This window comes from uncultured Parvimonas sp. (genome assembly GCF_963524015.1).
In the GTDB taxonomy this organism is placed as follows: Bacteria; Bacillota; Clostridia; order Tissierellales; family Peptoniphilaceae; genus Parvimonas.
Window position 1 is genome coordinate 142309 of the sequence record NZ_CAURDT010000001.1, and the last position, 20178, is coordinate 162486.

General features: G+C 27.0%; 18 protein-coding genes. All 18 read left to right on the forward strand.

The window, feature by feature from the left end; translation table 11 throughout:
- Nucleotides 1–2: 2 nt before the first annotated feature.
- The gene (locus tag RWJ08_RS00630; RefSeq protein WP_293439655.1) at nt 3–704 is read left to right on the forward strand and encodes a GTP-binding protein; all 702 of its coding nucleotides are present in this window, start codon (nt 3–5) and stop codon (nt 702–704) included.
- Nucleotides 697–1704: an ATP-binding cassette domain-containing protein gene (locus RWJ08_RS00635; RefSeq protein WP_313960734.1), complete on the forward strand. Its 1008-nt coding sequence runs from the start codon at nt 697–699 to the stop codon at nt 1702–1704. Before RWJ08_RS00630 ends, RWJ08_RS00635 begins: the two co-directional genes overlap by 8 nt.
- A 536-nt stretch (nt 1705–2240) precedes the next feature.
- Nucleotides 2241–2657, forward strand: coding sequence for a hypothetical protein (locus RWJ08_RS00640; RefSeq protein ID WP_041953977.1), 417 nt, complete (start codon nt 2241–2243; stop codon nt 2655–2657).
- Nucleotides 2658–2802: 145 nt separating this feature from the next.
- Nucleotides 2803–5181, forward strand: a complete 2379-nt coding sequence (locus RWJ08_RS00645; RefSeq protein ID WP_313960735.1) for a DUF3656 domain-containing protein — start codon at nt 2803–2805, stop codon at nt 5179–5181.
- A 233-nt stretch (nt 5182–5414) separates the two neighbouring features.
- Nucleotides 5415–5783, forward strand: coding sequence for a NusG domain II-containing protein (locus tag RWJ08_RS00650; RefSeq protein ID WP_293439663.1), 369 nt, complete (start codon nt 5415–5417; stop codon nt 5781–5783).
- Nucleotides 5783–6283 carry a Gx transporter family protein gene (locus RWJ08_RS00655; protein ID WP_293439665.1) on the forward strand — a complete coding sequence of 167 codons (501 nt, stop codon included), beginning with the start codon at nt 5783–5785 and terminating at the stop codon, nt 6281–6283. The genes RWJ08_RS00650 and RWJ08_RS00655 overlap by 1 nt, the downstream gene beginning before the upstream one ends.
- Nucleotides 6270–7133 carry a DNA repair protein RadC gene (radC, locus tag RWJ08_RS00660; protein WP_313960736.1) on the forward strand — a complete coding sequence of 288 codons (864 nt, stop codon included), beginning with the start codon at nt 6270–6272 and terminating at the stop codon, nt 7131–7133. The genes RWJ08_RS00655 and radC overlap by 14 nt, the downstream gene beginning before the upstream one ends.
- Before the next feature lie 13 nt (nt 7134–7146).
- A complete protein-coding gene (locus tag RWJ08_RS00665) occupies nt 7147–8169 on the forward strand; it encodes a rod shape-determining protein (protein ID WP_293439669.1) in 1023 nt (340 codons plus the stop codon).
- The gene (mreC, locus tag RWJ08_RS00670; protein WP_313960737.1) at nt 8162–9025 is read left to right on the forward strand and encodes a rod shape-determining protein MreC; all 864 of its coding nucleotides are present in this window, start codon (nt 8162–8164) and stop codon (nt 9023–9025) included. The genes RWJ08_RS00665 and mreC overlap by 8 nt, the downstream gene beginning before the upstream one ends.
- Nucleotides 9018–9515: a rod shape-determining protein MreD gene (gene mreD / locus RWJ08_RS00675; protein WP_009354286.1), complete on the forward strand. Its 498-nt coding sequence runs from the start codon at nt 9018–9020 to the stop codon at nt 9513–9515. The genes mreC and mreD overlap by 8 nt, the downstream gene beginning before the upstream one ends.
- A gap of 11 nt (nt 9516–9526) precedes the next feature.
- Nucleotides 9527–12883, forward strand: coding sequence for a penicillin-binding transpeptidase domain-containing protein (locus RWJ08_RS00680; RefSeq protein WP_313960738.1), 3357 nt, complete (start codon nt 9527–9529; stop codon nt 12881–12883).
- 70 nt (nt 12884–12953) lie between these two features.
- Nucleotides 12954–14006: a BMP family ABC transporter substrate-binding protein gene (locus RWJ08_RS00685; RefSeq protein WP_313960739.1), complete on the forward strand. Its 1053-nt coding sequence runs from the start codon at nt 12954–12956 to the stop codon at nt 14004–14006.
- A 120-nt stretch (nt 14007–14126) separates the two neighbouring features.
- Nucleotides 14127–15659, forward strand: a complete 1533-nt coding sequence (gene guaA / locus RWJ08_RS00690; RefSeq protein ID WP_313960740.1) for a glutamine-hydrolyzing GMP synthase — start codon at nt 14127–14129, stop codon at nt 15657–15659.
- A gap of 28 nt (nt 15660–15687) precedes the next feature.
- Complete coding sequence (locus tag RWJ08_RS00695; protein ID WP_313960741.1) at nt 15688–16212, forward strand: GNAT family protein; 525 nt, start codon at nt 15688–15690, stop codon at nt 16210–16212.
- Between the two features lie 120 nt (nt 16213–16332).
- Nucleotides 16333–17016, forward strand: coding sequence for a response regulator transcription factor (locus RWJ08_RS00700; protein WP_313960742.1), 684 nt, complete (start codon nt 16333–16335; stop codon nt 17014–17016).
- Complete coding sequence (locus RWJ08_RS00705) at nt 17009–18235, forward strand: HAMP domain-containing sensor histidine kinase (protein ID WP_313960743.1); 1227 nt, start codon at nt 17009–17011, stop codon at nt 18233–18235. The genes RWJ08_RS00700 and RWJ08_RS00705 overlap by 8 nt, the downstream gene beginning before the upstream one ends.
- A 67-nt stretch (nt 18236–18302) precedes the next feature.
- Nucleotides 18303–19352, forward strand: coding sequence for a hypothetical protein (locus tag RWJ08_RS00710; protein WP_313960744.1), 1050 nt, complete (start codon nt 18303–18305; stop codon nt 19350–19352).
- A gap of 9 nt (nt 19353–19361) precedes the next feature.
- Nucleotides 19362–19712 (forward strand): hypothetical protein, encoded by a 351-nt coding sequence (locus tag RWJ08_RS00715; RefSeq protein ID WP_313960745.1) that lies wholly within the window; start codon nt 19362–19364, stop codon nt 19710–19712.
- The last annotated feature ends 466 nt before the right edge of the window (nt 19713–20178 follow it).

Below are 20178 nucleotides of genomic sequence, written 5' to 3' on the forward strand. Positions count from 1 at the left end.
ATATGAATTTAGTAGTATTTTCAGGTCCTCCTTCATCAGGAAAGACCAGTGTAATAGTAAAGACAATTGACAACTTAAAAAATAGAGGTATTAAAGCAGGAGTAGTTAAGTTTGACTGTTTATATACTGATGACGATTTAATTTATAAAAAAAATAATATTTTAGTCAGAAAAGGACTATCTGGTGCTTTGTGTCCAGATCACTTCTTTGTTTCAAATATTGAAGAGGTTGTTCAATGGGGAATTAGTAATGAATTGGACATTTTAATAACAGAATCAGCTGGACTTTGCAATAGATGTTCACCATATATTAAAAATATAAAAGCTGTTTGCGTTATTGATAATTTATCTGGTATAAATACACCTAAAAAAATTGGTCCAATGTTAAAAAGTGCGGATTATGTTGTTATAACAAAAGGAGATATTGTTTCCCAGGCTGAAAGGGAAGTTTTTTCTTCAAGAGTTGCTTCTGTTAATCCAAGTTCTATAGTTATGAATATAAATGGACTTACAGGACAAGGAACTTATGAATTAAGTACTTTATTGTATGATGAAAAGAATTCAATAAATACTGTTAATGGTATGGAATTAAAATTTGCGATGCCAACTGCATTATGTTCTTACTGCTTGGGAGAAAAGAAAATCGGAGCAAAATATCAAATGGGAAATATCAAAAAAATGAAATTGGAGGATAAAAATGCGTAATCTAAAAATTGAAAAATTAATTGAAAAATATCCTTTTGTTGAAGTTTTTTTTGAAGAAAATAACTTTGATATTTCAAATAGTAAACATTTATCATTTGCAGAGTATTTACATTCATTTTCTGAAGAAGAAAAAGAAGAACTTGCAATAGATGAAGAATTGCTTTGTGATTCATTAGAAATATATATAAATCAAATGAAAAGTTTTTTAGGACTAGAAGATGATGAAGTAAATTCAATAACTTTACTAGCTGGTACAGATAAATTTGGTAATAAAGAAAATTACGATGAATTTATAGTAAATAAATCAGAAATAATTTCAATAGTTGGTCCTACAGGAAGTGGAAAGTCAAGATTATTAGGAGATATTGAGTGGGTGGCAGATAGAGATACTCCTACTAATAGAAAAATTTTAATAAATGGAAAAGATGCTGATAAGAAATGGCGATTAAGTGCAAATAATAAATTAGTTTCCCAACTTTCCCAAAATATGAATTTTGTTATGGATTTATCAGCATATGAGTTTATAGAACTTCATGCAAAAAGCAGAATGGTTGAAAATGAAGAAGAGATTATTAATAAAATTATTGTAGAAGCAAATAAACTTGCTGGAGAAAAATTTGACTTAAACACTCCTATAACATCATTGAGTGGTGGACAGTCAAGGGCTTTAATGATTGCAGATACAGCTATTTTAAGTTCATCGCCTATTGTTTTGATTGATGAGATTGAAAACGCAGGAATTGATAGAAAAAAAGCATTAGATTTATTAGTTAGTGAAAATAAAATTGTATTAATGGCAACACACGATCCAATACTTGCATTAATTGCTGATAAGAGAATTGTAATAAATAATGGAGCTATTGTTGCGATACATGAAACAACTGAAAAGGAAAAGGAATTACTTATAGAGCTTGAGAAAATGGATAATATTATTCAGGATTTAAGAAAGGAATTGAGATATGGTAACTCACTTTCCAATTTTGAAATAAATTCTAAATGATTGACTTTTTTAATTTGCTGTATTATAATACTTTTATAAAGTATATATTGTACAGTGAAATAGGAGAAAATTATTATGAAATCGAGAACAATTTCTATTTTAAGTATATTTTTGTTTATAATATCATTTTTTCTTTTAGAAAATATAATGTTAAATCAAGAGTTTACATTTAATTATTACAGATATATATTAATTAATATTTTTAGAGTGAATAAGATATTATCACCCCCTGAATATGGTTTGACTCATATATTTTTTTACAGCATATTACTTTATTCGATTTTAAATTTAATTTTCTGTTCAAACAAAATATATTTAATTATAAATCAAATATTTTTGAGTATATATTTTATTCTCAATATATATCCAATAACTATAGCACGTGCCGGTTTTGAAGATAATATTTCAATGATGTATTTTTTTACAAATATATTGATAATAATTTTGCTACATCTTATTAATTTATACCAATTTAAACATCTTAAAAATTAAGTTTTAATAAATAACAGATTTTATATTATATTGAGGTGTTGGTTATGAATATTGCTAAAAAATATTTTATAAATTATTTATGGATTGTAAATTTTGTTATATTTACTTTACTTATGTTTATGTTGGATTATGTCGATTTAAATCATGAGTATATATACAGTATTGATAAATATTTATTTTTAAAGGTTTTGCCTATAATTGATGAATTAAATGGAGGAACATTCATTATAGTATTCATATTATATATGACATTTTCTATTTTGTATAAGATAAATTATAAATTTTTAATTATAAATTTATCCTATGTAATATTTCAATTATTAGCAATATTGTATCCAGTTGTATTTGGAAAAGTTGAATTATTAGGTTCTAAATCAATATTATTGTTTATAATTATAATAATAATTCATTTTATATTGATTTTTATTAATACATTTCTTATAAAATTTAAATATGATTGAATATTTTAAAAGGAGGAATTTTATAATTTCTCCTTTTTTATTGTAAAAATTATGGTATAATAGAATATATCTTTACACATTTTATAAAGATATATTTTTTATTGTGAGGAATATTATGTTTGAACTTTTATCTCCGGCGGGGTCTATGGAATCCTTGAAAGCCGGAATTCAAAATGGAGCAGATGCTATTTATCTAGGTGGTAGCAGTTTTGGAGCAAGAGCTTCTGCAACAAATTTTGACAATGATGAGCTTGTAGAAGCTGTAAAATATGCAAAACTTAGAAATGTAAATATATTTGTTACTGTAAATACATCTATAAAAGAAAAAGAAATTGAAGAATTGATTTCTTATACAGATTTTTTATATAAAATTGGTGTGGATGCAATAATTTTGTCTGATATTGGAGTTGCAGAAGTTTTAAGAAATAGATATCCAAATATGGAACTTCATGCATCAACTCAAATATCTGCACATTCATTAAATGACGTTTTAGAATTAAAAAAAGTTGGATTTAACAGAGTAGTTCTTGCAAGAGAACTTAGTATAGAAGAAATTAAGGAAATCTGTGATAATGTTGATATAGACATTGAGGTATTCATCCACGGAGCTATCTGTGTAAGTTACTCAGGACAATGCCTTATGAGCTCAATGCTTGGAGATCGTTCAGGAAACAGAGGTCGTTGTGCTCAACCTTGTAGACAAAGTTATAAATTGATTAACAAAACAACAGGAAAGGCAATTGATGTAAATGGAAGTTACTTATTGAGTCCAAAAGATTTATGTAGTATAGAAAATATCGAAAAAATATTGGATACGGGTGTTAAATCCTTAAAAATTGAAGGAAGAATGAAAAGACCAGAATATGTAGCAGTTGTTACATCAAGATATAGAAAAACTATAGACAATTACATAAATAATAAAATTACAGATGATAAAAAGGCTTTAAAAGAAGATTTAGAAGCTATTTTTAATAGAAAATTCACATCAGGATACCTTATGAGTAAAAACGGTTCTGATATTATTAATTTAGATAAGCCTAATAATGTTGGAGTTAAAGTAGGAGAAGTTTTAAGTTTCAATTCCAAAAAGAAGAAATTGAAAATAATATTATCCGGTAAACTTTCAAAGGGAGACGGCATTAATTTAGGTGGAGGAGATGTTGGTAGAATAATTAAAAATGGAGAAATTTTTGATTCTGGACTAGCCGGAGAAATTATAGAAATTGATTTTTTAAAAGATATAAAACCCAAAACTCCTGTTTACAAAACTTCTGATAAATTATTGGTAGATAATGCCAATAAATCATTTAGAGAAGGAATTGAGAATAAAAAGATAAATTTAAAATGTGAAATTTTTATTAAAGTTGGACAGAAAGCTAAGTTTATTTTAGAAAATATCGAAGTTTATTCAGACGAAAAAATAGAAAAAGCAAAGAATAAAGAAGTTGAGATTTCTAAGATTGTTGAAAAATTGTCTAAAACTGGAGGAACGCCATATAATTTTGTTTTTAAAAATATTTTTATTGATAAAGATGCCTTTATTCCGGTCTCAGTTTTAAATAATATGAGAAGAAAAGCTATAGTAAAATATGAGGAATATAAACTAGATTTTTCAGAAAAAAGAATCGTATGTCCTTTTAAAAATTTTAGTTATCAAAATGGTAAAAAAGTATTTAATGGAAAGATTACATTAAAAGTACATCAAAATTCTCAACTGGATAAAATTTTAGAATATCCAAATATATCAGAGTTTATAAGAGAAATTTACACTGAGGATTTTAATTTACTTGAAAAATATTATAATAATCTAAAAGCCATTGGAATAAAATTAATTTATAGTGCGTTAGGTGTTATAAGAAATGAAGAGTATTCTGTATTAGAAAAATATTTATCCAAATTAAATGATGAAATTTTTAATAAAGTTCAAATATCAACTTGGGGGTCAAAAAGCTTTTTTAAATCAAAATTTGATACCAAAAAATTCAATATAGATACATATTTTAATATCTATAATTCATATTCATTGAAATTTTTTGAAAAATATTTTAATGCTGAAGATATAACACTTTCACAAGAAATAAATAAATTTGAAATAAAAAACATATTGGATAAATTAAAAGAAAGAAATTCAAATGTTGACATGATAATATACGGCCATACTAGATCAATGCTTACAGAATACTGTGCAATGGGAGTTTTAACAAAGGATTGTCACAAAGATAGACGTTGTGCGGAATGTGCAAGAAGTGATTATGCTTTAAAAGATATGGAAAATAGAGAGTTTAGACTATTTCAAGATATGTTTTGTAGAACTGAAATAAGAAACCATATTGCTCTTGATTTAAGAGCTGATATAAAAGAAATATTTGAATTAGGAGTTGACAGAGTAAGACTTGATTTTACTTATGAAAATTCGATGATGGTCTATAAAATTTTAAATGAATGTATTGATTGTTTAAAATATTCAAGAGAAATAAATGATAGAAATAGATTTAAAGGACACTATATAAATTCAGTTAGTTAGATTTTTAATATTAAATTAACTATAAAAGTAGTAAATTTTTTAATATATATTACTACTTTTTGTTTATTATTGTAAAAAATAAGTATTTTCTAAAAAAATTTTCTAAAACATTGAAAATTAGATAAAATTTTGATAAAATTAATGCTGAGGTATGATGTTACCTTACAAGAACTGATAAATTTTATTAAAAATATATAATATTGTTATTTCTAATAAAAAATAAGGATGTGTGTATGAAAAAAGGTGATATTATTGTTATCTTCACTTTAATCGTTGTATTTTGTCTGTCATTTATATATATAAGTAATAGTTTTATAACAACTGGTGATAAATATATTAGTGTTCAAGTAAATGGAGAAGAGATTAAACAAATCACTTTTGGTAACGAAAAAAAAGTTTATCCTATAAGAACTTCTTTTGGACTTAATATTCTAGAGGTTGATAATGAAAGTGTTAGAGTAATAGAAGCAAGTTGTCCTGATAAACTTGATGTTAAATTTGGTAAAATAAATAAAGTTGGACAGGCAATTATTTGTATGCCTAATAGACTTGTAATACAAATAAAATCAAGAAAAACTAATGATTTGGATGTGGTAAATTAGTGAAAGCAAGAAAAGTAGTTTTAATTTCATTATTTGTTTCAGTAGCTTTAATAGTTTCATTACTAGAATATTATATTCCAATTCCCGTACCAAATGTGAAATTAGGATTATCAAATATAATAATAATAAATTCTATTTTATTATTTGGCTTTAAGGAAGCATTTATTATTTCATTTTTAAAAGCTATTTTATTGGTGATAATTTTAGGAAATCCAATAAGTTTTATATATAATTTTACTGCTGGATTTACAAGTATTATTATTATGTATGTATTAAATAAGTTTTGTAGTAAATTTTTAAGTTTAATAGGAATAAGTGTTTTAGGTTCTGTTTCTCATGTTATGGTTCAAATACTAGTTTCTATGGTTCTTTTAAATTCAAGAACTTTAGTTAATTTTATTCCTATTTTAGGAATGATTGGAATTTTTACAGGCATACTAGTTGGTGTGATTTCAAATTTTATGTATAAAATTGTACGAGGTTATTATGTCAAATTATAGTTATGAAGAATTTTTAAAAGATTTAAATGTATTTTTAAAAAATGAAAAAATAAAAGATAAAGAATCATTTGAAAAAGAAGTTAAAGAAGGAGAAATACCTTTTGCAGATAAAACAATAAGTGAAGTAAATAGATTAAAAAATATTGAATATAAAGATATTGAAACTTTTACTATTTCAATAAATGAATTAAAGGAAACGGATAAGCCTAGAGAGAAACTTTATAAATTTGGTCCTGAAAGTTTATCAGAATATGAACTTTTAGCAATTTTAATTCGAAGTGGTTCAAAAAAAGAAGATGTTTTAGCTCTTTCAAAAAAATTATGGATTTATATGAGTAAATTTCATAGAATAAGTGAGATTACAATTAATGATCTTATGGAAATTGATGGTATTGGATTATCTAAAGCCTGTAGTTTGATTTCCGCTTTAGAGCTTTTTAAAAGATTAAACATGAGAGAATGTGTTGATAATTTTTCATTTTGTTCTCCAAAAAGTGTTGCAGATATATTCATGAATATATTAAGAGACGAAATGAAAGAGCATTTTTACGTCTTATTATTAGATACAAAAAATAAAATAATATCTTGGAACGAAATATCAAAAGGGGATTTGAATTCATCTATCGTTCATCCAAGAGAAGTTTTTAAGTATGCATTGAAATATGGTGCAAATAGTATTATTTGTTTGCACAATCATCCAAGTGGTGATCCTACTCCAAGTTCACAAGACATAGACATAACAAAAAGGTTAGAAGATGTTGGAGATTTGGTTGGAATAAGATTATTAGATCATATTATAATTGGATATAACAAGTATATAAGTTTAAAAGAAAAGGGATTAATGAGATAAGAGAGGTAGAATAATGAGTTTTTCATGGATTTTAGGGGAAGATTTGACTTTAGATTTAGGTACATCTAATACTCTAATTTACTCAAAAAGAAAAGATGGTAAGATTATAGAACCTTCTGTAGTGGCTGTAGATTTAAATAATTATGAAATTGTTGCAGTCGGAGAGAAAGCAAAAAGTATGGAAGGAAAAACTCCTGATAATATTATAACTTTATCACCAATAAAGGGTGGAAAAATAATAAATTTTGAGATTGCACAAGTAATGCTTACTAATTTATTAAAAAAAGCAAAATCAAATTTTTCAATTTTTCATCCTAAAGTATATATAGCGATATCTAGTGGAATATCCGAAGTTGATAGAAGAGCTATCGAAGATTGTGTAATATATTCTGGAGCTAGAAGTGTTGAATTTATTCCAAGTGCCGTAGCAACCGCAATAGGAATGGGACTTCCTGCTTTAGAGCCATCAGGTAGCATTATAGCTAATGTAGGTGGTGGAACAGTTGACGTTTCACTAGTAAGTTTAGGAGGAGTTGTTGCAACTAAGTTTGTAGATATTGGGGGAGATTTAGTTGATTATGATATTATAAATATTGTTAAAAATAAATATGATCTCATGATAGATAAAGAAACTGCTGAATATATAAAGATTAACCTTTCGTCATTTATCACTAGCAATATTACTAATAATTTATCAATATTTGGGAGAGATATAAATAGTGGAATGCCTAGAAATGCAACAATTTATGGGAAAGATATAACATCTTCTTTATTTCCGCTTTTTAATGCAGTTGCTGATGCAATCAAAGTTATATTAGAAAAAACACCACCATCAATGACTGGTAACGTCTTAAGGAATGGGATTTTTTTAACGGGAGGATGTTCCAAAATTAATGGATGTGTTGAATATTTACAAAATGAATTGAGGATAGCTATTAACGTCGTTGATAATCCATTGACTTGTACTTGTGCTGGAGCTAGTATACTAGCAAGTGAATTAAAAGTTAAAAATAATAGGAGAAAAAGTAATGAATAGATTTAGAAATATTAAAGCACGTAAAAAGAAGATATCTTTTTTCACCACTATAATTATTTTAAGTTCTATTATTTTTTTCAGTAATAATTCTTCTATTATGAATATTGGTGAAAATGCGATAGGAACAGTTACAAATTCAATTTCAAGAATAATTTATTCATCAATTGCTAATTCAAAGGAAGTTTTTAAAAATATTTTTGGATCAAAAGCAATTAGAGAAGAAAATGAAAAACTAAAAGTTGAGAATGCAGAACTTAAAGAAAAAGCGACAAATATGGAGAATATAATTGCTAAAGAAGAATTTCTAAAAAATGAATATAATCTATATATGAAAAATAAAGAAAATCTTTTAAGTGCTAATGTAATTGCTTTAGATAATAATAATCTATTTGTAAGATTTAATATTAATAAAGGTAGTAAAGATGGCGTGAAAGTTGGAGATATTATTGTACAGGGAACTGTAGGGGACGAAAATAACACTTATATTAAGGCTGTCGTTGGAAAAGTTATAGAAGTGGGATACAACTGGAGTAAAGTTTCTAGTTTAGTTGATTCTGCAAGTAATGTTTCTTTTAATGTTGTAAGAACTCAATCTTTTGGTGCTATTAATGGTCAAGAAAATGATTTTCTATCTGGGTTTATGTATAAATCAGATGCAGATGTTGTTGTTGGAGATAAGTTAGTAACTTCTGGAAGAGGTGGTGTATTTCCAAGTAATCTATATATCGGTGAAGTTACAGAAGTAAAAACTTCAGAAAATAATTTAGAAAAAAAGATAAATGTAAAATCTCCAGTAGATTTTACAACTTTATTTAGAGTTTTCGTATTAAAAGGAAATGGTGATAAGAATGAATAGATTAAAAATTGTATTGTTGTTTTTTGCTAGTATTATGATACAAACTGCTATATTGCCAAATTTTAGTATTTTTAACTCAAAAGCAAATATGAGTCTAGCACTTGTTGTAGCAATAGCTATGAATTATGGATCATATATATCAGGTTATTCAGGAATTGTTCTTGGTTTTCTGGAAGATATTTTATTCTCAAAATTGATTGGAATTAGAGCATTAATTTATTATATGATAGGATTTATAGTTGGATATAATGAAGATTCAATTAATAAAGGAGATATACGTTCAGGTTCCATAATTACAGTAGTAGCAACTTTGTTTTATTGGATTATGAATACTATAATTAATATGATTCTTGGAAACTCATCTTCAGTTGAACTTTTAAATTATTTAAAAGGTCCAATAATTATTGAATTAATTTTGAATGTTTTATTATACTTGATATGTAATTATTTGTTGAGAAAAGTATTCAAAAAGAGAAAATTTAGATTTTAGTAGGTACTTATATGAAAATTTTTGATAAGAATAAATTAGAAAAGATTAATGATAGACAATTAAGATATAAGATAGTTTATTCAATTTTATTTATTTTGATGTCTGCACTAGTTCTCAAATTATTTCACTTAACAATTATAAATGGTAATGACTATAGAGATAAAGCAGATAATAATAGACTTAAAGATGTAAAAATAACTGCCCCTAGAGGAAATATTTATGATAAAAATGGAAAGTTGTTAGCAGGAGTAAAAACTAGTCCAGCTGTTCAAATTTTAAAAGATGAATTTAATAGACTAAATAAAGATGAAAAAGCAAATAAGATTGAAGAACTAATTAAAATACTTAATAAAGATGGTGCTAGTTGGGATACTGATGATTATTTTTTAGGAATTAATTACTTTGTATATTCTTCAGATTTAGATTATTTTACTGAATTAAAATCTCCAAAAGAGAAAGTACTTGATATTATTATGGAAAATAATTTAGTAGAAGATATTTTAAAACTAAAAATTGAAAAAAATTCATCATCAGAATTTTCTTACTATATAATTAAAAAAGTTATTAGAGATTTACAACTTAAAGGAATATATGTTCCAAGTGATTTTTTTGATGTAGATAGTGGAGAAATTACTTTTACTAAAGGTACAAAATATGATGAATATGCAAAAGGAAAAGATCTTTCTAAAGGTATTTATTCTCATGTTGCATCATTAGTAAAAGATGATAAATCAATAATAAGAAAAATACTAGATCAACCTTTGGCAAGAAAATTAGTTTATGATGAATTAAAAAATAGAAATCTTTTAAATAATATTGAATTAAAACCATTAGTTGATTTAAATAGATATAATTTATTATTAATTAAATCTGAATTAAATAAACAAAATTCTAAGGTAACAATGGAGACAAGTGCAAAAGATGATTTTTACAATATGGTTAGAAAGTTTACTATGGATAAATTATTGAGCTATGTCAAAGTTGATAAAAATGGTAATAAAATCATTCCTGCAGAAATATTATTAAAAAAATTAGAAGAAAAAGGTATAGATGCAAATGTTGATTATACTCTTGTTAAAGATGAAAAGGATAAGGAAGTAGTTCAATTTAATTATAAAGATAATTCTAAAAATGATGTAGAACCTTTAACTCATCTAATTTCTATTGCTGAAGATAATAATATACTCTATGATTTTGTTCTATCAGATGAAATAAAAACTGTTGCTCAAGAAGTAAATACAGAAAACAATATAATTTTAAAAATTTCAATAACTAGTAAATCATTTGACTATGTTTATAATATAAATCGTACAGAAATAAAAAATAGATATAAAATTAAAGATGATTATACTGCTGAAAGTTTATTTGAAATTTTAAAAAAGACATATTCTATTGAAAATTTAGATGATTATAATGCATATAGTTATTTGGTTTTAAATAGAAAAGTAGAGTTACAAGGAGATAAAGCATATATTCCTATAACATTAACATATGGTATTTCTGAACCCTGTATTTCTCATATAAAAGAAAAATTTGAGAATAACAATGGGTTTACGGTTTCAATGGAACCTATAAGGTACTATCCTAATGGAGAAATGGCTTCACATATCTTAGGATATATTGGAAAAATATCACAGCAAGATGAAATTGAAAAATATAGTAAAGATAAGGGTTACTCTTCTGATAGTTTCATTGGAAAAACGGGAGTAGAAGAAAGTCAAGAAGTTTCTTTAAAAGGACAGGATGGATTCAAGAAAGTTATGGTTGATAATAGAGGGAATAGAACAGAAACTATTTCTGAAACACAAGCTATTCCTGGAAAAAATGTTTATTTATCAATTGATTCAGATTTACAAAAGGTAGCAGAAGAGTCTTTAAAACGTACTTTAGAATCTATAAGAAATGGAAGTGAATATAAAAGTAAGTGGGGAAGCTATAGACCTAATGAAAGTCATAAAAATGCAACAAGCGGAGCGGTTGTAGTTCTCGATGTAAAAACAGGAAAAGTGTTAGCTCTTGCAAGTTATCCTTCCTATGATCCAAATCTTTTTGTAACTGGAATTTCAAATAGTGATTGGATAAGTTTATTTCCTGAAGATCCAAGAGATTTTCTTGCTCCAAGACCTCTGTATAATATAGCAACTCAAAGTATTTCACAACCAGGTTCTACTTTTAAATTGGCAACTGCTTTAACAGCGCTTGAAAAAGGATTGAATCCTAATGAAAACATTAACTGTCAAGGTGTAATGGATGTTGGGGATACTAAATTTGGTTGTTGGATTTGGAATCAATATAAAAAAACTCATGGTAATGAAAATTTAAGAACAGCATTAAGAGACAGTTGTAACTATTATTTTTACGCTTTAGCTTTAGGAGAAAACCCAAAATCAAATAAAAAAACTGGAACTAAAGTTACAATAGAAGATTTATCAAAAACAGTAAAAGAATTGGGACTTGGTGAAAGAACAGGAATTGAAATTAATGTACCTAAAGAAAGTAAGGGTGTTGTTCCTGATTCAAATACTAAGAAATCTTTAACAAAAATTATGTTAAAGCAAAAACTCGAAAAAGAAATTGATAAATATATATTGGATGGAAAAAATAAAGATGACTATGATTTTAATAAAATTATTGATATTATTGTAAGTTGGGCTGATGAAGATACTGTTCCATCAAGAACTGAAGTGATTAAAAGATTAGAAAAATTAGAATTAAAAGCAGAAGAAACTGTTTCTAATTCAAAAACTACTCTAGCTGATATGATAAAGTTTGATTATTTAAATCAAGCTTCTTGGTCTAATGCAGACTCTTTAAATACAGTAATTGGACAAGGTCAAAATGCATATACTCCAATTCAAATGGCTAGATATATGGCGATGATATCAAACGGAGGTCAGAAGATAAAAACATCTGTTATTGAAAAAATAGTAAGTTATGATAATAAGACAGTTTCATTTCAAAATAATCCTGAAACTGAAAAATCTAGTTTTAATCCTAAAAATCTAAAGTATATTTTGGAAGGTATGAATATGGCATCTAAGACTTCAGAAAATTCTAAAATATTTAAAAATTTACCAATTGAAATTGGAACAAAAACAGGTACTGCACAAAAAAGTGGAGTAAATCCAGTTACTGGACAAGCATATGATAACTATGCATGGAATGTTTCTTTTGCACCTTATAATAAACCAGAAATTGCTATTGCAACAGTAATATTTCAAGGTGGAGCTGGAGCTTATTGTGGTCCAATTGTTAGAGATATAATAGGGCAGTATTTAGATAGTAAATCGGAATCAGGTGAAAATATTAATCATGATAAGAAAAATGACAATAATTCAGGAAATGGTGACAATTTAGTCGGAGATTAGTAAAAAAGTATTGAATTTTTGATAACTTTGATATATAATGTATTTGACTAAATAAACTAGGAGGTTTTATATGAAACTCAAAAAGACTTTTGCGGCACTTTTAGTTGGCGCTATGATCTTAACAGGTTGCTCTTCTAAACCTAATGAATCAAAAGACACAAAGACAGAAGAAAAAAAAGAAAGCACTAAAAAACCAATTAAGTATGCTATGGTAACAGATACTGGTGGTGTAAATGATCAATCTTTTAACCAATCTGCTTATGAAGGATTAAAAGAATTAGAAAAAGAAGGTATAATTGAAAAACCTACTTATGTTGAAAGTAAACAAGCTTCTGATTACAAAACGAACTTAGAAACTTTACTTGATGCTAAAAATGATTTAATTGCTGGAATTGGATTTGCGCTAGCAAAAGATATTGAAGCTGCTGCAAAAGCTAATCCTGATCAAAAATATGTAATTATTGATTCTTCTTTTGAAAACACACCAAAGAATTTAATTGGAACAATATTTGCAGATAATGAAAACTCATTTTTAGTTGGATATTTAGCTGGAACATTAACTACTTCAAATAAAGTAGGATTTGTTGGTGGTATTACATCTCCATTAATCAAAAAATTTGAAGCAGGATTCAGAGCAGGTGTTGAACTTGCTGCAAAAGACAATAACAAAAAAGTAGAAGTTGTTGCTCAATATGCTGAAAGTTTTGGTGATGCTACTAAAGGTAAAGCTATTGCAAATAGCATGTACTCATCAGGTGTTGATATGATTTTCCATGCATCAGGTGGAACTGGTAATGGAGTAATCGAATCAGCCAAAGAAAACAAAAAATTTGTTTTTGGTGTAGATAGAGATCAATCTTACTTAGCACCAGAATATGTTGTAGCTTCTACAATCAAAAAAGTAAACGAAGCTATTAAGAGTGTTGGAAAAGATTTATATGAAGGAAAATTCAGAGGTGGAGAAACTATTGAATTTTCACTTAAAACAAACGGTGTTGATGTTGCATATGGAAAAGAAGATCAATTAAAGATTAAAATTCCTGATGAATTAAAACAAAAAATTGAAGAATTAAAGAAGAGCATTGCAGATGGTAAAATTACTGTACCAACTGAAGTAAAATAAATTACTAACCAAAAGGAAGCGGAAGCTTCCTTTTTTAATTAAAATGATTATATTAATATTTACCTTTTGCTATTATTATTATATAATATTATTGTTAAATAAAAATAAGGAGACTATTTTATGAAAAATGAATTAATACTTGTTGTTGATTTTGGAGGACAATATAACCAATTAATTGCTAGAAGAGTTAGAGATCTTAATGTATATTGTGAAGTTGTTCCTTACAATAAAGCAGTTAATGAAATAAAGATAAAAAAACCTATTGGTATAATATTTACTGGTGGACCAAATAGTGTTTATGACGAAAATGCGCCAAAAATTGAAAAAGAAATTTTTGAATTTAACATACCAATCTTAGGATTATGTTATGGAATGCAATTAATATCTCAAACATTTGGAGGTGTAGTTGAAAAAGCTGATAAAAAAGAATTTGGAAAAACTTTATGTATCAAAGATAAAAATTCAAAGCTTATTTCAAATATGAAATTTGAAACAACTGTTTGGATGAGTCATCAAGATCAAGTTGTAAAACTTCCCGAAGGATTTGAATGTATTCAACATACTGATACATGTCCTTATGCTGGAATAGAAAATGAAGAAAAGAAAATTTATGCAGTTCAATATCATCCAGAAGTTAATCACTCAGAAGAAGGAAAAGAATTAATAAAATCATTTCTTTACGATATATGTAATGCAAGTGGTGATTGGACAATGCAAAACTTTATGAATGAACAAATACAAAAAATTAAACAAACTGTAGGAGATAAAAAAGTTTTATTAGCTCTTTCAGGAGGGGTTGACTCTTCTGTTTGTGCATCATTACTTTCAAAATCTATTGGAAGCCAATTAACTTGTGTATTTGTTGATACCGGACTTATGAGAAAAAATGAAGGTGATGAAGTAGAAGAAGCCTTTAAAAATGATGAATTAAATTTTGTAAGAGTAAATGCAAAAGACAGATTTTTAGAAAAGCTTAAAGGAGTTACAGATCCTGAACAAAAAAGAAAAATAATTGGAGAAGAATTTATTAGAGTTTTCGAAGATGAAGCTAAAAAAATAGGTCAAGTAGATTACTTAGCTCAAGGAACAATATATCCGGACGTTATTGAGTCAGGGCTTGGAGATGCAAAAGTTATAAAATCACATCACAATGTAGGAGGACTTCCGGATGTTGTAGATTTTAAAGATTTGATAGAACCTTTAAGAGATTTATTCAAAGATGAAGTAAGAAGATTAGGTTTAGAACTTAAAATGCCTAAATATTTAGTTTTCAGACAACCATTCCCAGGACCTGGTTTAGGAATAAGAGTAATGGGTGAGGTTACTGAAGAAAAATTAGAAATACTAAGAAATGCCGATGCAATATTTAGAGAAGAAATAGCAAAAGCAGGAGAAGATAAAAATATAAGTCAATATTTTGCAGTTATTACAAATAACAAAACAGTTGGAGTAATGGGGGACTTTAGAACATATGATTACACTCTAGCCCTAAGAGGAGTTACAACAACAGACTTTATGACAGCTGATTGGGCAAGAATTCCATATGAAGTATTAGACAGAGTTTCCGTAAGAATAGTAAACGAAGTAGAAAATATAAACAGAATTGTCTATGACATAACAAGCAAACCACCAGCAACAATCGAGTGGGAATAATATTAAAGAAGTATTTTGAGAAAAATTAATGGATATTAGTAAATATAAAATTCGTATTAGAAATTCTGTTATAACAGATTGTGAGCAACTTGCTGAATGGTGGAATGATGGTAAAGTTATGTCTCATGCTGGATTTCCAAACGGATTAGGCATAAGTTCGGATGAAATTAAGAGCCAAATTTTACAAGAAAGTGATGAAAATGGACGTACACTTATAATTGAATATGATAATATGCCAATAGGAGAAATGAATTACCGAAATATACAAGATTACAAAGCAGAAATTGGCATTAAAATATGTAATTCTAGCTATCATGAAAAAGGACTAGGGAGAGTGATTTTAAGTCTTTTTATAAAAGAACTGTTTACTATGGGTTTTAAAGTTATCATTTTGGATACAAATGTTAATAATAAAAGGGCTCAGCATATTTACGAACTATTAGGATTTAAAAAAATAAGAATTAATTCTGATTCGTGGAAAGATCAATTAGGAAATTTACAGTCATCTATTGATTATGAGTTAATAGAAGATAATTTTAACGATTATTCTTAAAGTATAAAAATTAAATAGTATTAATAGAAATAATATAGAGAAAATTAATAAAATTTTCTCTTTTATTCATTTTTCGCTTGACTAATTAATATTTTGAAGAAATAAAAAGGCGGTGATATAATGAGAATACTTTTAGCTGAGGATGAAAAAAGGATGGCAAGGGCACTTGTAGAATTGTTGAAGCAAGAGAAATATGATGTAGATCATATGGAGGATGGTGATTCTGCACTTATGGCTCTAGAAAGTGGAATCTATGATATTGCCGTACTTGATGTTATGATGCCAGAAATGAATGGATTTGAAGTTGCAAGAAGAGCGAGAAAAAATGGTATTAAGACTCCAATTCTTATGTTAACTGCAAAGAGTCAGTTGGATGATAAAGTTGAAGGGCTTGATAGTGGTGCTGATGATTATTTAACAAAACCATTTCAAACTAAAGAACTATTAGCTAGGATTCGTGCATTGGGGAGACGTTCTTCTTCATTTCAAGAATATATTTTAAATTATGGAGATCTTACTATAGATAAAGCAACTGCAATGTTAAATTGTGATACTACAGGTCAAAATGTTAGACTAAGCGAAAAAGAATTGAGAATTTTAGAGTATATGTTTAATAATAATGGTCAAATTATGACTAGAGAGCAACTTGCAGTGAAAATATGGGGATTTGAAAGTGAAACTGAATATAATAATGTGGAAGTATACATGTCATTTACAAGAAAGAAACTTGCATTTGTAGGCTCAAAGGTAGAAATTAAAGCTGTTCGTGGTTTAGGATATGAATTGAGGGAAAAAGATGTTTAGTAAATCTAGAAAAAAGATAATATTATCAATTATGGGCTCAATTATTATCTTATTTGCAGTAACTTTGTCAGTAATTTTATTGGCTAGTTTTAGAGAGATTAGACAAAAAAATTTAGATATGTTAGAACGATATGTTGAGGATTATTCCATAGATAACAAAGAAAAAGATAGAAAAAATAAAAATTTGGAGTTAGAAAAAAATCCTAATAAAAATTCAGATTATCAATTGTCAACTTTTTATTCGGTTGCAATTTCAAACAATGGTTCAGTACTTGCTGTAGATAATGGAAATAAAGAGTTGTATAACAATGATAAACTGACACAGATTGCAAAGAGCATTTTAGATGAAAAAAAACATTCTGGAAGAACTAGTAATTTATCTTATGTCGTAAAAGATAAAAATGGATATACTCTTGTTGCATTTATGGATAACACTGTTTCAGAAGCTGGATTAAGAACTATGCTTCGATATGTTTTGATTGTAGGATTTACTTCAATTATAGGAATGTTTTTAATATCATTAGCATTATCAAAACGTATTATAAAACCACTTGAAGAAAATGATCGTAAACAGAAACAATTTATATCCGATGCTAGTCATGAATTAAAAACACCGGTTGCAATTATAGGAACAAATACAGAATTACTTTCTCGAGAAATCGGTAATAATGAATGGCTTGAAAATATTAAATATGAAAATGGGCGAATGGGTATTCTTATAAAACAACTTTTAGATTTATCACACGCAGAAGATGTGATTGTTTCTATGGAAAATATAAATTTTTCTAGGATTATTTTAGGAGAAATACTAGCTTTTGAAAGTTTTGCTTTTGAAAAAGAAAAAGAATTTATAATAGATATTGACGAAGATGTATATTTAATTGGAAATCAAATACAACTTAAACAGCTTGTATCTATCATACTAGATAATGCAATTAGGCATTCTTCTGGAAAAAATATTAATATAAATTTAAAAAGAAAAAATAATACTATTGAGTTAAATTTAATCAATGATAGTAATGAAATTCCACAAGAAAAACTTAATCATATCTTTGATCGATTTTATAGAGTTGATGAAGTTAGAAATAGTGAAGATTTACATTATGGGATAGGTCTTTCTATCGCAAAAGCTATTGTCGAAAAACATGGTGGAAATATAGAGGTTTTAATAAAAAATGGGAAATTTAAACTTATTATTAAATTTTTTATAAAAAATTAAAAATTTCAATCTTATTTCAATAAAACTGCTTTATAATAAACTCATAAAAGATAAGGAGGTAAATATTATGAAAAAGTTTAGAAATAAGAAATTAATAAGTTTGCTTGCAATTTTATTAGCAACAGCTTGTGGTTTTGGGTTATATGCCTATAATATAAAAACATCAACAAACAATACTGAAGAGGCAGTAAAAAATGAAAATGGTACTCCACCTGATGGTGGTGGAGGTCCAGGAGGAGGTCCTCCAGGACAAAGTAGTTCAGATATTACTTATACTGGAGCAGTAGAGATTTCTTCTAGTGAAACTCAAACAGATAAAACTTACTCTAGTACAAGTAGTGATGAAAATGCTTTGCTTATAAAAACATCAGAAGAAGTTACAATTAATAATCCAACAGTTACAAAATCTGGAGATTCTGATGGTGGAGATAATAGTAATTTCTATGGATTGAATGCAGGTATTTTAGTTAAAGATGGGTCTAAGACAACTATAACAGGTGGTACTATTAATACTAGTGCAAATGGTGCTAATGGAGTTTTCAGTTATGGAGGAAATGGTGGAAATAATGGTGCTGAAGATGATGGAACTACAGTAACTATTCGTAATACCAAGATAGTAACAACCGGTGGAGGATCAGGAGGTATTATGACTACGGGTGGTGGTACAACTTATGCTTATGACTTAGATATTACTACTAGTGGTCAATCATCAGCTGCAATAAGAACTGACAGAGGTGGTGGAACAGTAGTTGTTGATGGAGGAACATATACTTCTAATGGTTTAGGTTCTCCTGCAATTTATTCTACTGCTGATATTACAGTATCAAATTCAACATTAACTTCAAATCTTTCAGAAGGAGTTTGTATTGAAGGGTTAAATTCAATTACTTTGAATAATTCTAATTTAACTGCGAATAACACTAAAAGAAATGGAAATGCAAAGTTTTTAGATAGTATAATGATTTACCAATCAATGTCTGGTGATGCTGCAAGTGGTACAAGCCAATTTACGATGAATGGTGGAAGTCTAACTAGTAAAACTGGACATGTATTTCATGTAACTAATACTAATTCAATAATTACATTAAAAGATGTAAAAATTGATAATCAAGATTAAGAAAATATTTTGTTATCTGTATGTGCTGATGGATGGAGTGGAGGAAGCAATATTGCAACATTAAAAGCCTCTTCTCAAACACTTACAGGAGCAATTAAGGTTGGTAGCGATTCAAGTCTTACATTAGAAATATCTGATAATTCTACTTTTGAAGGTTATATAGATGGAAAAATAACAAATGCAGAAGGTAATTCTGTATCAACAGATGTAGGAAAAGTATCTGTAACACTTGATAGTTCTAGTACATGGACATTAACTGGAGATAGTTATGTTACAGAATTTAATGGAAATCCTGAAAATGTAATAAGTAATGGATATACTTTATATGTTAATGGAGTTGCATTAACAGGCGTTAAATAAAATACTAATTTAGTAACTAAGGTTAGGGAGTAAAGTTTAATAATACTCCTTAACTTTTTTATTGCATTTTTTAATTTTTACTTTCTAATCTTAGTTACTAAACTCAAAAAAGTAAGAGAATCACCGTTAAGACTAAAGATAGACAAACCATTTTTTTGCATCTCTATGACAGCAATTCTCAAATTTTTTAGTGATACAGCTACAATAAAAATGGTCTTAATATTTTAAAAATTTTAGTAAAATAAGTTGAAATTTAAAGGTAGCTATGATAACATATAAATCAAGATGGATTTAAAATATCTGTCCTAAAAAATATTTATAAGTAATATATTTTATATACATTAAAAGAATCTATACACAAAATTATTCACACATCTTTAGGAGAATGAGCAATATGATGCTTTATTGATTTTGTTAAAATTATAGTTTAATTTTTTACATATTTTTTTGATGTTATTTTATTAGG